The organism is Curtobacterium sp. VKM Ac-2865 (genome assembly GCF_015350905.1).
Classification (GTDB): domain Bacteria; phylum Actinomycetota; class Actinomycetes; order Actinomycetales; family Microbacteriaceae; genus Curtobacterium.
Genome location: NZ_JADKRZ010000008.1, coordinates 43539 through 58497 on the forward strand (window position 1 = coordinate 43539; position 14959 = coordinate 58497).

The window sequence follows — 14959 nt, forward strand, 5'->3', positions numbered from 1 at the left end:
TCTGCTCGGCGCTACGTTCACCCCATGGGGGAGAACGTGGTCGCCGTGCCGGTGATGGCAGCCGAGGGGCGTCGCTTCACGCTGCGCGGGTGGATGGTCGTCGTCGCCACGATCGTCAGCCTGTTCGTGGTCGGGGTGCTCGGCACGTGGAGCGCGAGCGCCGACTACGGCGGGGTCGACGCGGACGGGCACTGGATCGACGCGTCCGGGGTCGTCGTCGCTTCCGCACCAGCCACGGTCGAGGCCCTCGGCCACCCGTCGCCCCTCAGCGTCACGCTCATCGTGCTCGTCGGCGTGCTCGGTGTCCTCGTCCCACCGACGCTCGCACGGTGGGGCCGCGAGCGCCTCGGCCAGACCGTCCGGATCGCCGCCGTCGTCGCGCTCCCGGTGCTCACCGTCGCCACGGTCCTGGTCTTCTCGGTGTGGGAGAGCCACGTCGTGCTGGACCAGATCCAGCAGCACGTGCTGCCGGTCCACGCCTTCCCCCTGAGCGGCACGACGATCACGACGGGCCACATCACGCGCTGAGCGTGGCGCTGCGCCGCCGCCCGCTCCGGCCCGGCCCCGGACGAGTCTCACCTCCGCGGCCGTCGCGTGGGGTCGGCAAGGAGCAAGGTGTCCGCCCAGACGAGACTCGGCCTGGAGGCCCGGCCCGGCTCCGGGACGCCGGCGCCACGACCGCGACCGCGACCGCGACAGATGTCGCGCCGAGCGGCCGTACGACCACATCTCTGCGCGGAGGTGACGAATCCGGTCGGCGTTCGCCAAGTCTCGATGACCGGATTCGTCATCGTTCTGAACGAACACCGTTGACCGTGCCGTCGGCGTCGACTGCGGGACGGCCCTGCAGGTGCAGGGCTGGTGCGTGTCGTTCGGGCCGGCGTGGCACAACAGGAACCGGCTCGCGCCACGGACATCCGTGGCGCGAGCCGGTTCCGGTTGTGCGACGCCAGCCGGCGCTGCGCGCCGCGCGCGCAGCGCCGCGCCCGCGTCAGCCGTCGCGCCGCGCGCCCTGCGCCGCGCGCACCGTGAACACGGTCGGCTCGCGGAAACCAGCGTCCGCGAAGGCGGAGGTGACGGCCGTCGTGATCGTCTGGCGAGCCTCCCGGTCGACCAACGCGATCGCCGACCCACCGAAGCCGCCACCGGTCATCCGCGCCCCGACGGCACCGTTCGCCATCGCGGTCGCGACCGCCAGGTCGAGCTCCGGCACGGAGATCTCGAAGTCGTCGCGCATGGACTCGTGCGACGCGACGAGCAGGTCACCGATCGCCCGGGCGCCCTGCTCGCGGAGGGTCCGGACGGTGTCGAGGACGCGCTGGTCCTCGGTCACGATGTGCCGCACGCGCCGGAAGGTCTCGTCGTCCAGGAGCTCCTGTGCCCGCGGCAGGTCGTCCACCGCGACGTCGCGCAGGGCCTCGACGCCGAGGACCTCCGCACCCTTCTCGCACGAAGCCCGACGTGCGGCGTAGCCACCGGTGGCGTGCGCGTGTTCGACACGGGTGTCGATCACCAGGACCTCGAGCCCGTCGGCCTGGAGCGCCATGTCGACCACGGCCGTGTCGAGCGTGCGGCAGTCCAGGAACACGACGGCGTCCTGTTCCCCGAGCAGTGACGCGGACTGGTCCATGATCCCCGTCGGCGCACCGACCGCGTGGTTCTCGGAGTACTGGCCCACGCGAGCGAGCTGCTTGCGGTCGAGGCCCAGCTCCCACAGGTCGTTGAAGGCCAGCGCCACGCCGCACTCGATCGCAGCGCTCGACGACAGGCCGGCGCCGACCGGGACCTCGGACTCGATGTAGACGTCGAGGCCGGTCGCTCCCGACAGGTCCGCGCCCTGCTCCTGCAGCGCCCAGGCGATGCCGAACACGTACGCCGACCAGCCGTCCATCGCGTCGGGCGACAGTTCGTCGAGCGAGAGCGACACGACGGTCTCCGGATCGAACGCCGAGGCGACCCGCAGGGTGCGGTCGGACCGGGGCGCGATGGACGCCGTGGTGCGGCGGTCGATCGCGAAGGGGAGGACGTAGCCCTCGTTGTAGTCGGTGTGCTCACCGATCAGGTTCACGCGGCCGGGGGCGGAGTACCGCACCGTCGGCTCGTGCCCGAACACCTGCTGGAACGTCATGCTCGTTCGATCCCTCCTCGGATGAACTCGGCCGCCTTCTCGGGCACGAGGTCCCCGATCCAGGCGCCCATGGCGGCTTCACTGCCGGCCAGGAACTTCAACTTGTCCGCCGACCGACGCGGCGACGTGATCTGCAGCATCAGCCGGACGGTGTCGCGTCCGGTGTGCACCGGCGCCTGGTGCCATGCGGCGATGTACGGGGTCGGGTCGCCGTAGAGCGCGTCGAGCCCACGGGTGAGCCGCAGGTGCATGTGCGCGAGCTCGTCCTTCTCGGCGTCGGTCAGCCCGGCGAAGTCCGGCACGTGGCGGTGCGGCAGCAGGTGGATCTCGATCGGCCACCGTGCGGCGAAGGGCACGAAGGCGGTGAAGTGCTCCCCGGCGAGGACGACCCGCTCGGAGGCGCGCTCGTTCGCCAGGTGCTGCTCGAACAGGTCGGGGCCGAAGCGCTCGATCGACGCCAGCAGTCGCTGCGTGCGCGGGGTGACGTAGGGGTAGGCGTAGATCTGCCCGTGGGGGTGGTGCAGCGTGACGCCGATGGCCTCGCCGCGGTTCTCGAACGGGAACACCTGCTGGATGCCGGGCATCGCGGAGAGCGCGGCGGTGCGGTCGGCCCAGGCCTCGACCACGGTGCGGGCGCGGGACTCGGAGATGGACGCGAACGAGCCGGCGGTCTCGGGGGAGAAGCAGACGACCTCGCACCGTCCGACGGAGCGCAGCTGGCGGTTCAGTCCGACGTCCAACAGCGACGCGAGCGACTCGGGGGCGTCGTCGGCCTCGAGCACGGGGCCGAACGACGGGGACCGGTTCTCGAACACGGCCACGTCGTACCGACTCGGGACCTCTGACGGGTTCGCCGCGGTCTGCGGTGCCAGGGGGTCCTGGTCGGCCGGGGGCAGGAACACGCGGTTCTGCCGGGCACTCGCGATCGAGACCCACTCGCCCGTGAGGACGTCCTGGCGCATCCGTGCCGTCTCCGGCCGCGGGTCGAGCGTCCGCTCGTCGATGTTCCGTTCAGCGGGCAGCTGCGTGTCCGCATCGTCGAAGTAGATGAGGTCGCGGCCGTCCGCGAGCTTCGTCGCGCGCTTGGTGATCACCGCCCCAGCGTACCGAACGAACGAAGGATTGCGAAAGTGATCGGAAGCAGACGAAACTGTCCCCGTGAGCGACGACGACCTCTTCCTCGCCGGCACGATGCCGGCGCCCCTGCGGCAGGACCGCATCGTCGCCATCGTCGACGGCGCCCCCGGCCTGGTTCGGACCGCGTCGCTCGCCGCCGCGCTCGGCACGAGCGAGGTGACGGTCCGACAGGACCTCGCCGTCCTCGACCGGGAGGCCCGGGTCAGGCGGGTGCACGGCGGTGCGGTCCGCCCCGGGGTCGGGTCGCCGGAGCGCCCGTTCGAGGAGACCGCCGTCGAGCACCAGGCGGCCAAGGCCGCCATCGGCCGCGCTGCGGCCGCCCTCGTGCGGTCCGGGGAGTGTGTGGTGCTCGACGTCGGGACCACTCCGGCCGCCGTGGCCGAGGCGCTCGTCGTCCGCGAGGACCTGGTCGACGTCACCGTCGTCACGAACTCCCTCACCACGGCCCTGGCCCTCGAGCGCGCGGTGCCGCGGTTCACGGTGGTCGTCACCGGCGGCACGCTCCGCCCCCTGCAGCACTCGCTCGTCGCACCCTTCAACGCCACGGTCCTGCCGATGATCGCCGCCGACGTGGTGTTCCTCGGCGGCACCGGTGTCGACGTCGAGCACGGCCTGACGAACGTGAACCTGCCGGAGACCGAGGCCAAGCGGATGCTCGCAGCGACGGCCCGGCGTACGGTCGTGGTGGTGGACGGCTCGAAGTTCGGCCGTGCGCACATCGGGGTCGTCCGCGGCCTCGACGACATCGACGTCATCGTGACGGCGGAGGCCCCGCCGGAGCTCGTCGAGCACGTACGAGCCGCCGGGGTCCAGGTCGTCGTCGCCGACGACACCGCACCGGGAAGGAACCACAGCGCATGACCGCAGCACCCACCGGAGGCCAGTACCACCTCCGTCACGCCGGCCCGGACGGGGTCGTCGAGGCGGTCGTGACCGAGGTCGCCGCCGGCATCCGCCAGCTCACCGTCGCCGGGTTCGACCTCACCGAGCCCTTCCCGGCGTCCCAGGCGCCCGCTGGTGCGAACGGCATCGTCCTGGTCCCGTGGCCGAACCGTGTCGCCGGCGGTGTCTGGCAGCTCGACGGTGCCGCCCAGCAGCTCGACGTCTCCGAGCCGAAGTACGGCAACGCCTCGCACGGCTTGCTCCGGTTCTCGCCGTACCGCGTGGTGGACCAGACCGAGTCGTCGGTGCTGCAGCAGGCCACGATCCACCCGCAGCACGGCTGGCCCTTCACCCTCGAGACCCGGGTGCACCACGAGCTCGTCGACGACGGCATCCGCATCACCCACGAGGTCACGAACCGCTCCGACGTGCGTGCGCCCTTCGCCGTCGGTGCCCACCCGTACCTCCGTGCCGGCGACACCCCGGCCGAGGACCTCGTCGTCACGCTCGACGCCGCCACGGCCTTCACCGTCGACGAGCGCAAGATCCCGAACGGCACGCGGCCCGTCGAGGGCACCGACCAGGACCTCCGCGCGGGTCGTCGTGCGGGGGACTCGGACCTCGACACGGCCTACACCGACGTCACCCCCGGCAGCGACGGCATCCGTCGGACGACGATCCACGGGCCGGAGGGCGACGGCGTCGAGCTCTGGCAGGACGCGTCGTTCCCGTACGTGCAGGTCTTCACCTCCCGCGAGTTCCCTCGTGGCGACGGCAAGGGCCTGGCCGTCGCAGTCGAGCCGATGACCGCCCCTGCCGACGCGCTCAACTCGGGCGAGGGCCTGCGCTGGCTCGAGCCCGACGAGACCTGGACCGGCTCGTGGGGGATCCACCGCGTCTGGTCCTGACCCGTCCGGTCGGACCGCTGCTGGATGAACGAAGGCCCCGCCGGTCATCCGGCGGGGCCTTCGTACGTCGTCAGTGGTGGCGCGGGTCTCAGGCGCGACGCATGCGCAGGGCCTCGACCGCGAGCGACTCGGTGGCGTAGCGGCCGATCTCCTGCGCCCAGGCCGGGTCGTCGCCGCGGAGGGCGAGGAACTGCTTGCGCTGGCGGCACACGTACCCGAGGACGCTCGAACCCGTGGCGACCTCGACGAAGTCCGTGCGGATGTGCCTGGTCGTGACCTGCGCGCGTCGGCGGAGCGTGTCCAGCAGCAGCCGGTCGCTCATGGAGGTGTTCGTCGCTGCGGCGAGCTCGACGATGCGGCGCGCTTCCCCGGTGGTGCTGGTGTGCGTGGCGTCGATGTGCTCGATCACGGTGTACCCCGTTCGTCTCGTTGCTGGTGGTGCGGATGACCCACGAGCAGTGGATCCGGAGACGACACTAACGGCGTCCGCCCACCAGCCCGCTGTGGATCGGCCGGTGTGCGCAGGGGGTTCGCCATGAGAACGCTGTGGACGAGTTGTCCCCCGGAGGTCAGCTCGCCTGGCACTCCGAGGAAGCGGTCCCGAGCCCGCGGAGCGCAGCACCGACCCGGCGTGCCATGTAGCGGTACCCGTCGTCGTCGAGGTGTTCGCCGTCCCGAGCGGCGTAGGCGGGACTGTTCACCGTCGTGAACCAGCCCGCCGCGTTCGGGTCGATGTAGGGCACGCCCACGGTGTGCGCTCCGGCGGCGACCGCGGCGTCGATGCCCGCGGTCGTGTCGGCGCGGGGCAGCGGTGCCGACGGGCCGATCGCCACGACCACGGCGTCCGGCCACTGGCGCTCCGCCGTCCGCAGTGTCGCCTCCACCCGCTGCTGCAGGGCGTCGGCGCTCGTGACCCAGTCGTTCTGGCTGCCCTGCACGAGCACGAGGTCCGGGTCGAGGTCCGCGTGCGCAGCGATGCGGGGGAGGTAGGTGTTGCGCGACTGGTTGCCGGCACCGGCGTTGGCGTAGCCGGTGCCCGGACGGCCGTCGATCGTGCTCCGCCAGGCCTCGCTCGCCGTGAGCAGCTGCGCCCATCCGGTGTGCGCGTCCGAGGACCCGCGCCCCGCCGTGTACGAGTCGCCGATGATCAGCACGTCGGCCCCGGCCGCCGTCGCCCGCTCGACCCGGTCGCTCGCCGTCGTGGTCGACGGCTGGCACGCGTCCGACACCGACGGGATCAGCACGACGAACGCGGCGACACCGACCGACATCAGCCCGAGGGCGAACGCCGGCCTCCGGGATCGCCGGACGCCGCCACGACCGCGAGCGGCCGCCGCGCCGCCGTCGGTTCGTCTGGGCATGTCAGGGATTCTACGGATGGTCGCGGGTGGGAACATCCGAGCTCCATGTGACCGGGCTCAGGAGGCCCGGGAGCGCTCCGTGACGTCGGCGACCCGTCGGCCCCGTCGCTTGGCCGGGTCGGCGCCGGACAGCCGCCGCGCCACGGTCTTGGCCAGGCGGTGCGCCGGCAGCTCCACGAACCGCGCGAAGAACACCGACACGACCAGGGCGAGCGGCACGGCGATGACCGGGGTCAGCCATGGGTGCGCGGTCGGCACCAGGTTGGCGATGCTCACGGCGATCGGCTCGTGCACGAGGTACAGGCTGAACGACACCCGACCGAGGGTCCGTGGGACGGACCCGAGGAGGACCCGTTCCGCCGGCAGCCACTTGCCCGCGAGCACGACGAGCATCGCGGCTGACAGCAGGATCACGGTCGAGCCGAAGACCGCGCCGGGGGCGTCGTTCGGGATCCACCACGAGCAGGTGATCCCGAGCAGGCTCGCGAGGAACAGGACCCAGCCGACGGGGCGCCGGACGGTCGGGATCCGCTCCCACCCGGCGGCGAGGGCGGAACCGACCAGGAACATCGACAGGTAGGTCAGCCACTGCATCCGGAGCGGATGACCCGCGGTGGAGAGCAGCGCTGCGACGATCACCGTGATCCACCAGTACCGACGGGTCACTGCGGCGATCGAGACGAACAGGGGGAGGAGGAGTGAGAAGGCCACCTCCCAGGTCAGCGACCACAGGGGGCTGTTCATCCGGGTCGGTGCGAGCAGGGTGACGTCGCCGAGGAGGCCGTCGAGCGACAGGGACTGGGCGTGCCGGAGCACCCATGCCGACTGGCCCGTCGTCGGTGTCCTCGGGACCAGGAGGAAGAGGACGAGCGCGAACAGGACCGACGCGATGACGGGCAGGTACAGGCGGATCAGCCGGCTCGGGAAGTACGCGTTCCAGTCCTGTGTCCGGCGGAGTGCCGGCAGGGTGAGGACGAACCCGCTGAGGACGAAGAAGACGAACACGGCCTCGCCCCCGGCCCAGAAGACGTGGAGCGGGCTGTAGACCAGCCAGGCCCGCGTGTCCGGGACGGGGAGGTGCAGGTTCCCGTTGGCGAACGACGGGATGGTGAGCAGGCTGTGGTGGATCAGGACCACGGCCGCAGCGACACCGCGCAGGCCGTCGAGCGAGCCGATCCTGCCCGCGGGGCGATCGCGCATGCATCGATCCTACGGAATGCCGAGCCGGAAGACGAAACTCCTTCAGTTCGAACCGCTCGAGATCGTTCCCGGTCGTGGCTCACTGTCGCAGCGTCTGGCGGGGGTACTCCCCGAACCGGGAGGCGTAGGTCGAGGAGAACCGACCCATGTGTGCGAACCCCCAGCGCCGGGCGACCTCGGCCACGGAGGCCGACCGCGGGTCGAGCGACTGCAGTTCCTCGTGCGCGCGGCTCAGGCGGACGTCCCGCACGTAGGCCATCGGCGTGGTGTCGAGCGTCCGCTGGAAGGCGTCCTGGACCCCGCGGACGCTCAGCCCGGCGGCCTGCGCGATGTCGGCGACGGTCAGCGGTTCGTGCACGTGCTCGTGGACGAACTCGACCGCAGCACGGAGTCGTCGATGTGCGGGGTCGCCTGTGCCGGCGCCGAGGAGCTCGGCCTGCAGCGGGTACAGGTCCAGCAGTGCACGGGCGACGGTGCGTCGTGCCTCGTGCCAGGCGAGCGACGCCTGGCCGTCCTCGCGGAGCGTGTGCACGGCACCGGACACGGCGCTCCGCCAGCGGGCGACCGCCGCGGGGTCCTGAGGAGCGGCGCGGTCGAACGACAGGGTGCCGTCGACGAGCCAGCGTTCTGCGGCGACGTCGAGGACGAGGTCGCGGTCGACGTGGACCAGGCGCTGGTCCCAGTCCTCGTACTCCATGTCGAAGCGCCGTTCGACGGGGAACATCGTCGGGACGCCGGGTCGCATCCGGACCTCGTCGCCCCCGACGTCGACCCGCGCACGACCACGTTCGAGCCACTGCACGACGACCTCGCCCTCGACGGCGACGTCGCCGCGGAGGTACCCGTGCATCTGGGATCGTCGGATGCTGAGCTGGTCGTCGCCGACACCGACGTAGCGGTACCAGAAGCGCTCGTCCACCGGCCGGGAGTACCAGGCCCTGCCCGCGTACATGCCGGCGAGGGAGCTGATCGCCGAGTCGGTGTCGTGTCCGGCGACCGACACCAGGGGCTCCGGTGGCGCAGGGGTGTCTGCTCCGCCGGATGCGTGCGGCTCGGTGGTCATCGCGGCCTCCTCCCAGAGGACTCGATCCACGCTAAGTCCCGCGGCGGCCGAGTTCAACCGTCCCGCGCTCTGGGAGCTTTCCGGCATGCCCGGGACAGATCCCGCCGACCGGCCGCGACCTTCCCCCCACGCCTGCGTGAGGTCGCACTTCGTGTCGCCTCCCTGCGCGAGGAGGCGACACGAAGTGCGATCTCAGCGAAGCAGGACGACCGGCGTCGGGCACGTCATGACCGAAGGTGGGCCCCGTGGGGCTCGAACCCACGACCCTCGGATTAAAAGTCCGGTGCTCTACCAACTGAGCTAGAGGCCCTCGTCCACCAGGGTATCGGGCGACAGGACGCCCGTGTCACCGGCGCCGCCTACACTTCCCGGGTGCCTCGCGATCACCACCGTCCAGTCCACTTCACCGACGCCGAGTTCGCTGCCATCAAGGGCGGCGAGGACCCCGCGCTGGTGAACCGCGTCGCGCACGAGACCGCCAACGCCCTGCTCCACCGCGTGCGGCAGGACCCGGACCCCGCCGTGGTCGAGCGCCTCGTGACCTACACAGACGTCCACGGGATCGAAGCCGTCGCCGAGCTCTGGGCCCGCGTCGGACCGCACACGCTGCCCGGCACCCTGTGGCGGATCTACCTCATGCGCACCGTCATCCGGCAGAACCCGGACGAGGTCGCCTACCTCTTCACCCGCGGCACGGAGCGCATCCGCACGATCGACCAGGCCGTCGCCGGCGCCGAGGCCCCGACGGGTCCCGCCGAGATCCTGGCGCTCGCGGACAGCATCCTGCACGGGCTCTACACGGGCGACTTCGCCGTGGCGCTCGACCGCGGTGCCGCCTTCTGTCGTCTCGCCGCCGCGGGAGCGACGAGCGTGGCGGACGACTCCGACATCACGGCCGAGGAGCGTGCGAGCGTGTTGACCGTCCGCGCCTTCCGCCTGGCCGAGCTCGCCGAGGACCTGTCAGCGGCAGCGGCGCTCTGGCGTCGCGACGCCCTGGACTGAGCACCCGCCAGACCGCACCGGCCCGCCGGACACCAGCCGAGCCTCCCGGCAGTCGTCGCCGACCCGCGACGAGCGTGAGCCGGCACCGTCGACCCGTGACGAGCGTGAGCCAACCCCGCCGACCCGCAACGTGCGGAGCCCGCATCCGGGCAGAGAAAGACCGGGCCGCAGAAGCGCCTCTCGGCGCGAGGCCGCTCGAAGCGGCGAATTTTGGAGCCCGGGGCTTGCTGCGGCCCGGCGATGTCAATTGTAGGAGACGCGAGCTGTACGCGCTGCCCTGTTCACTCACGGTGGACAGACCGGTTCCCGGGCGTGCCACGGATGACTTGCGGGAAACCGCAGCCACCCCGGCCAATCCGTCCGGGCGAGGGTGCCGAATCATCAGCGTGACCGACTTCACGGAAGGCCACGAAGCGAGGGTCCTGCTCGACCCGGTCCGGCTCCACCAGCTGGTCAATTCCCTGCGGATCGCGCGGGGCCCTCGCCTCACCCAGAACGAAGCACCCTGAACGAAACACCCAGGACGAAGTGTCCTGAACGCACCAACCTGAACGCAGCACGAACGCACGACACCGGAAGGAGGAAAACCTGCAATGCTTGCCCTCGTGGAACGCGACACGGACAGTTGGAGCTCGGACGAGCCAGCACCCGCGTCGCCGGATCGCCTCCTCCTCCGTGTCGCCCAAGGTGACCAGCAGGCCTTCTCCGAGCTGTACGACGAGCTCTCCGGTCGGGTCCTCGGCCTGATCACACGGCTCCTCCGGGACCGCGCCCAGTCCGAGGAAGTCGCCCAGGAGGTCTTCCTCGAGGTCTGGCAGCAGGCAGCCAAGTTCGACACCAAGCGCGGCAGTGCCGCCAGCTGGGTGCTGACCATGGCACACCGCCGGGCCGTCGACCGTGTCCGCGCTGCCCAGTCCTCCCGCGACCGTGACACCAAGATCGGCATCCGCGACTTCGAGTCCGGGTTCGACCAGGTGTCGGAATCGGTCGAGATCCGCATCGAACACGAACGCGTCAGCCGTGCCCTCGGCCGCCTGACGGAGTTCCAGCGCCAGGCAGTCCAGCTGGCCTACTACGGCGGCTACTCGCACAGCGAGATGGCCGAACAACTCGGAGTGCCGATCGGCACCGTGAAGACCCGTCTCCGCGACGGGATGATCCGTCTACGCGACGAGATGGGGGTGACGTCATGACCCAACGACACGACGACCCCGCGCTCCTGACCGGCTCCTACGCCCTCGACGCCCTCAGTGACGCGGAGCGCCACGACATCGAAGAAGCCCTCGCGGCCTTCCCTGAACTCCGCGCCGAGGCCGACTCGCTCTCGGAGACCGCCCGGGCACTGGCCTACGCGGTCGAGCCGATCGAGCCGCCCGCGTCCCTCAAGGCATCGCTGATGGCCGCGATCCAGACCACGCCCCAGGCGTCGGCCGGACCGGCTCACGCCCGCCCCGAAGAACAGGAACCCGTCCAGGAGGCCCCCATCGCCCCCGTCACGGACCTCGCCTCCGCCGGTGGCTCGGCCAGTGCTGCGGCACACCGTCGCTGGTTCCAGCGTCCCGCTGGGTACCTGGCCTCTGCTGCCGCCGTGGGTGTCATCTTCCTCGGCGTCGGTCTCGGTGCCGGCGGTGTGCTCTTCGACGGGGGCTCGAACCCCGGCCCGAGCAGCTCGCAGGCGGCGTCCGGCCTCGACCAGATCTACGCGTCCCCCGACTTCGCTCGGAGCACGTCGTCGGTCAAGGGCGGCGGGACGGCCACGGTCGTCTGGTCCGACCAGCTCGGCAAGTCGGCCGTCATCCTCGACGGGGTGAAGGCCGCGCCGAAGGACAAGACCTACGAGCTCTGGTACATCGGTTCCGCGGAGTCCGGCGGCACCATCGAGTCCGCCGGCCTGATGAACGACGTCGACGGCGGTGTCCGGTCGGCAGTGCTGAGCGGCGCGAAGTCGCAGGGCGCCACCGTGGGCATCACGGTCGAGCCGGCCGGTGGGTCGAAGCAGCCGACGACGACGCCGATCGTCGCGGTCCCGACCACGTCCGCGTAGTCAGTTCCTGCCCGCTGCTACAAGTCCTCGCAGTTGCCAGTTTTACACTGGCGTATCACGTGTGGAATGGTGGTCCCCGTCGCTCATCCGGAGTGACGGGAACGGGGGAACACCATGAAGAAGCGCACGACCATCGTGATGGCAGCCGCAGCAGCAGCCGCGCTCATCGCCGGGACTGCCACGGCAGCTTCGGCATCGCCCACCGAGGTGCTCGGATCAGGGGCCGCAGCCGGAGGCGTCGTCATCGACGGATCGGCATCCCACCATACCACGGGATCGTCGACGCGCGCGGGCAGCGGCGACGGGTCGTTCTGGCAGTGGGGCGTCGGTCGCACTGACGTCTACTCCAACTCCTTCCGCGAGAAGAGCTGCCACGGCGCCACCGCTGTCGGCAAAGTCTCGAAGAAGGTCACGAACGTCCCGGGCGGCCGGTACGCCAAGGCGCTGACGCCGAAGAAGGCCAGCGGGAACCAGGCGTTCTACCACAACTGCTGACCGCGGTCCGCGGAGACCAGCGTGGTTGCACGTCCCGTGCGGTGGGCCTACCTGTTCGTCGCACCGCTCGCGCTGCTGATCGCCTTCCTGGGGCTCGGTGAGATCGACCAGTCTGGTGTCGCCCAGGCCCGCGCCGTGGTCCGAGCCGACGGCGGCGCCGGCAACGCGCCGAACGCCGAGGTCGCTCGGATGCTCGAGCGTGCCGCCACCACGACGTCGAGCACCGTGCTGCGGATCGTCGCTGACCGCAGCGAGCCGTCATCGAGACGGACGATGCTCACGACGGCGGTGCCGGGGTCCGTCGGCGAACGGTGGCTCGCCGACGGCTACCCGGACTTCACCCGGGCCATGACGACGACCGTCCGGCCGATGACGGACCTCGACCGGTTCGATGCGTCCGGCGAGTACCTCGTCGTCGGGACGGACGCCGACGCGCAGGCCATCGCAGCCACGCTCACGCATGCCCGGTTCGACGCCTCGACGACTCGGCTCCCGAACGCGACCGCGGCCGTGGTCCGCGCCGGGACGGACGACACCTCCGGACTCGTGCTCCTCGCCCTGGTGGCCAGTGCCACCCTCTGTGTGATCGGCACCGTCGGGAGTCCGCGCCGGGCCGTCGTCCGGCGCGTGTCCGGACAGCGTCTCGCCGGTCACCTCCGCGCCGAACTCTCCGGAGCAGCAGGTGCGTCGGCGTCCGCTGTCGGGATGCTGGTCGTCGTCCTGATCGCGCTCGCGGTGTACGACGGTCTGGCGCAGATCCTGCAGTTCCTGGCCGCTGCCGCATCGGTCTGGGCGGCGATGTCGGTCGTGGTCCTCGCCGTGCACCTGATGGCAGCCACCGCTGCGTTCCGGACGCCGCCGGCGCGCGCGATCCGCGGACACCGTCCCGGGCGTGCGGCGGTGGTGGTCGCTCTGGGCGCTCGACTCCCGGCTGCGGTGCTCCTGATGGTCGCCACGTTCGACCTCGTGGGGAGCGTCGCGATCCTCCGCGACGGCGCACCGGACCGTGACCTCCGGGCTGCTGGCGACACGGTGCAGCTGTGGGTGACCGGCGACCCGCGGGGTGACGTGTCGAGTGCGGGGTACTGGGATGCGATCGGGTCGTTCGCGGCGCGGGTGCTGACGTCCGGCAATGCGTTCATCTCCGCGCCGGTCGAGGTCCCGGACGGCCCCCGCGCGTCCGCGGTGGCCGTGTTCGTGAGTGATGGCTACCTGCGGGACCACCCGGTCGAGACGGAGGACGGAACGGCGATGGAGCCCGGGCACGGTGTGCAGATCGCCGTCCCGCACCACTTGGAACGCCACCGGGATCGGCTCGTCCGACAGATCGTCGACTGGAACCTGAAGGACGCTCCCGCGTCGATGCGGTCCGGCGTGCACACCGCTCTGCTCGAACCGGGGCAGCGTCTCTACACGTACCCGGGCGATGCGTCCACCGCAGCGTGGACGGACGAGCCGATCGTCGTGACCGTCGGCTCGCCCGCCACGGCGTTCTCCCGCGATCAACTCGGTGCGTGGCTGTCGACCGGGGACGTCGTCTTCACGTCCGAAGCAGCCGCGCGACGAGCGCTCCACGGCTCGCCGGTCCGGTCGGAGATCAGCGCGGTCGTCGCGGTGGGACAGGCCGCCGCTGAGCGCGCCCGTCGAGCGGCCGTCGAGGCGCAGGTCCACCTCGCCACGTGGGTCGGTTCGTTCGCCGTCTCCGTCCTCGTCCTGGTCCAGGGGGCGTTGGCTCATCGCCGACGGTGCGCCCAGAGCCTGTTCGGCCGGTTCGCGGCGGGGTGGTCGCCGATCGCCACCGATCGGGGACTCCTCGTGTTCGAGGCAACAGTCCTCGTGCTGACGCTCGGCACGGCGGTCCAGCTCTGGTGGGAACACCGGCCGGATCCGAGCGACTTCGGGGCGTCACTCGATCCAGCCGCCGCGGCCTCGGCAACCGCCCTGGCCTCGGCGATCGGGGTGGCGCTCGTCGTCTCCTGCCTGGGGATCGCGGTGATGGGCCGGACACGTGGCGCCGTCATCGCAGCACAGGGAGGGGACCGCTGATGATCACTGTCGAGCACGCGACGAAACGGAAGGGCACCCGCGCGCTCTGGGACGCGCTGTCCTTCGCCGTCGGACCGGGGGAGATGGTGGCGGTCACCGGACCGAGCGGCTCCGGGAAGTCCACGCTCCTGGACTGCATCGGGCGGCTGGACGACGTCGACTCCGGCACCATCACGGTCGGAGGTGTCGTCGCCGGCACCAGTCGACGCACGGACCGGCTGCTCCGGCGTGACGTGATCGGGTACCTGTTCCAGAACTACGGACTCGTCGAGGACGCGTCGGTCGGTGCCAACCTGGACATCGTCCGCACCCGGCGGTCCACCCGGTCGGAGCGGCGGCCGACCAACGAGGCTGCGCTCGAGACGGTCGGTCTGGGGCGTCGTGGGTCTCGACCCGTCGCCGAGCTGAGCGGTGGCGAGCAGCAGCGGGTGGCGCTCGCGCGGCTCATCGTGAAGCAGCCGACGGTGATCCTGGCCGACGAGCCCACGGCGGCCCTCGACGACGACAACGGTCGCATGGTCATGGACGTGCTCGCGCAGTTCGCGGGGCGTGGGGCCGCAGTGCTGATCGCGACGCACGTCGCTGCTGTCCGGGACGCCTGCATGCGGACCGTCGACCTCCCTGGGCCGACCGACTGACCCTGACGCGGCCACGGCATGGCGAACCGGCGACGAGAACGGCCCCGGGGACCGA

At 71.4% G+C, this 14959-nt stretch carries 15 protein-coding genes and 1 tRNA gene; 9 read left to right on the plus strand and 7 right to left on the minus strand.

Annotated features, from left to right (window positions below; all coding sequences use genetic code 11):
• The first annotated feature begins 24 nt into the window (after nt 1–24).
• Nucleotides 25–528 (plus strand): hypothetical protein, encoded by a 504-nt coding sequence (locus ITJ54_RS16890; protein WP_194630287.1) that lies wholly within the window; start codon nt 25–27, stop codon nt 526–528.
• Nucleotides 529–991: 463 nt separating this feature from the next.
• Here ITJ54_RS16890 and galK read toward each other — a convergent pair whose 3' ends face one another.
• The gene (galK, locus tag ITJ54_RS16895) at nt 992–2128 is read right to left on the minus strand and encodes a galactokinase (protein ID WP_194630289.1); all 1137 of its coding nucleotides are present in this window, start codon (nt 2126–2128) and stop codon (nt 992–994) included.
• A complete protein-coding gene (gene galT / locus ITJ54_RS16900) occupies nt 2125–3222 on the minus strand; it encodes a galactose-1-phosphate uridylyltransferase (RefSeq protein ID WP_194630290.1) in 1098 nt (365 codons plus the stop codon). The genes galK and galT overlap by 4 nt, the downstream gene beginning before the upstream one ends.
• Nucleotides 3223–3286: 64 nt before the next feature.
• On the opposite strand from galT, the gene ITJ54_RS16905 reads away from it, so the two are divergent.
• Nucleotides 3287–4126 carry a DeoR/GlpR family DNA-binding transcription regulator gene (locus ITJ54_RS16905; protein WP_194630293.1) on the plus strand — a complete coding sequence of 280 codons (840 nt, stop codon included), beginning with the start codon at nt 3287–3289 and terminating at the stop codon, nt 4124–4126.
• A complete protein-coding gene (locus ITJ54_RS16910) occupies nt 4123–5055 on the plus strand; it encodes an aldose 1-epimerase family protein (RefSeq protein WP_194630295.1) in 933 nt (310 codons plus the stop codon). The genes ITJ54_RS16905 and ITJ54_RS16910 overlap by 4 nt, the downstream gene beginning before the upstream one ends.
• 88 nt (nt 5056–5143) lie before the next feature.
• Here ITJ54_RS16910 and ITJ54_RS16915 read toward each other — a convergent pair whose 3' ends face one another.
• The 5 genes from ITJ54_RS16915 to ITJ54_RS16935 form a co-directional block, all read right to left on the minus strand.
• Nucleotides 5144–5464 carry a hypothetical protein gene (locus ITJ54_RS16915; protein ID WP_194630297.1) on the minus strand — a complete coding sequence of 107 codons (321 nt, stop codon included), beginning with the start codon at nt 5462–5464 and terminating at the stop codon, nt 5144–5146.
• Nucleotides 5465–5624: 160 nt separating this feature from the next.
• Nucleotides 5625–6416, minus strand: a complete 792-nt coding sequence (locus ITJ54_RS16920; protein ID WP_194630300.1) for an SGNH/GDSL hydrolase family protein — start codon at nt 6414–6416, stop codon at nt 5625–5627.
• A gap of 57 nt (nt 6417–6473) precedes the next feature.
• Nucleotides 6474–7616, minus strand: coding sequence for an acyltransferase family protein (locus ITJ54_RS16925; protein ID WP_194630302.1), 1143 nt, complete (start codon nt 7614–7616; stop codon nt 6474–6476).
• A gap of 79 nt (nt 7617–7695) precedes the next feature.
• Complete coding sequence (locus ITJ54_RS16930; protein WP_194630304.1) at nt 7696–8679, minus strand: helix-turn-helix transcriptional regulator; 984 nt, start codon at nt 8677–8679, stop codon at nt 7696–7698.
• A 237-nt stretch (nt 8680–8916) separates the two neighbouring features.
• Nucleotides 8917–8989: transfer RNA gene (locus ITJ54_RS16935), tRNA-Lys, on the minus strand.
• A 62-nt stretch (nt 8990–9051) separates the two neighbouring features.
• Here ITJ54_RS16935 and ITJ54_RS16940 point away from each other — a divergent pair.
• From ITJ54_RS16940 to ITJ54_RS16965, 6 genes are all read left to right on the plus strand, one after another.
• Nucleotides 9052–9681: a DNA-directed RNA polymerase subunit beta gene (locus tag ITJ54_RS16940; protein WP_194630306.1), complete on the plus strand. Its 630-nt coding sequence runs from the start codon at nt 9052–9054 to the stop codon at nt 9679–9681.
• Nucleotides 9682–10274: 593 nt separating this feature from the next.
• Nucleotides 10275–10874, plus strand: a complete 600-nt coding sequence (locus ITJ54_RS16945) for a sigma-70 family RNA polymerase sigma factor (RefSeq protein ID WP_194630307.1) — start codon at nt 10275–10277, stop codon at nt 10872–10874.
• Entirely contained in the window at nt 10871–11725 is an 855-nt protein-coding gene (locus ITJ54_RS16950) for an anti-sigma factor domain-containing protein (RefSeq protein ID WP_194630308.1), read from the plus strand. The genes ITJ54_RS16945 and ITJ54_RS16950 overlap by 4 nt, the downstream gene beginning before the upstream one ends.
• A 114-nt stretch (nt 11726–11839) precedes the next feature.
• Nucleotides 11840–12220: a lactococcin 972 family bacteriocin gene (locus tag ITJ54_RS16955; RefSeq protein WP_194630309.1), complete on the plus strand. Its 381-nt coding sequence runs from the start codon at nt 11840–11842 to the stop codon at nt 12218–12220.
• Between the two features lie 21 nt (nt 12221–12241).
• The gene (locus ITJ54_RS16960) at nt 12242–14266 is read left to right on the plus strand and encodes a hypothetical protein (protein ID WP_194630310.1); all 2025 of its coding nucleotides are present in this window, start codon (nt 12242–12244) and stop codon (nt 14264–14266) included.
• Entirely contained in the window at nt 14266–14904 is a 639-nt protein-coding gene (locus ITJ54_RS16965; protein WP_194630311.1) for an ATP-binding cassette domain-containing protein, read from the plus strand. Before ITJ54_RS16960 ends, ITJ54_RS16965 begins: the two co-directional genes overlap by 1 nt.
• The last annotated feature ends 55 nt before the right edge of the window (nt 14905–14959 follow it).

Excerpts from the sequence above, each read along its gene's own strand:
- ITJ54_RS16920 (WP_194630300.1), bottom strand. The coding sequence starts at position 6,416 with ATGCCCAGACGAACCGACGGCGGCGCGGCGGCCGCTCGCGGTCGTGGC.
- ITJ54_RS16930 (WP_194630304.1), bottom strand. The coding sequence starts at position 8,679 with ATGACCACCGAGCCGCACGCATCCGGCGGAGCAGACACCCCTGCGCCA.
- ITJ54_RS16890 (WP_194630287.1), top strand. The coding sequence starts at position 25 with ATGGGGGAGAACGTGGTCGCCGTGCCGGTGATGGCAGCCGAGGGGCGT.
- ITJ54_RS16950 (WP_194630308.1), top strand. The coding sequence starts at position 10,871 with ATGACCCAACGACACGACGACCCCGCGCTCCTGACCGGCTCCTACGCC.
- ITJ54_RS16925 (WP_194630302.1), bottom strand. The coding sequence starts at position 7,616 with ATGCGCGATCGCCCCGCGGGCAGGATCGGCTCGCTCGACGGCCTGCGC.
- ITJ54_RS16965 (WP_194630311.1), top strand. The coding sequence starts at position 14,266 with ATGATCACTGTCGAGCACGCGACGAAACGGAAGGGCACCCGCGCGCTC.
- ITJ54_RS16945 (WP_194630307.1), top strand. The coding sequence starts at position 10,275 with ATGCTTGCCCTCGTGGAACGCGACACGGACAGTTGGAGCTCGGACGAG.
- ITJ54_RS16910 (WP_194630295.1), top strand. The coding sequence starts at position 4,123 with ATGACCGCAGCACCCACCGGAGGCCAGTACCACCTCCGTCACGCCGGC.
- galK (WP_194630289.1), bottom strand. The coding sequence starts at position 2,128 with ATGACGTTCCAGCAGGTGTTCGGGCACGAGCCGACGGTGCGGTACTCC.
- ITJ54_RS16955 (WP_194630309.1), top strand. The coding sequence starts at position 11,840 with ATGAAGAAGCGCACGACCATCGTGATGGCAGCCGCAGCAGCAGCCGCG.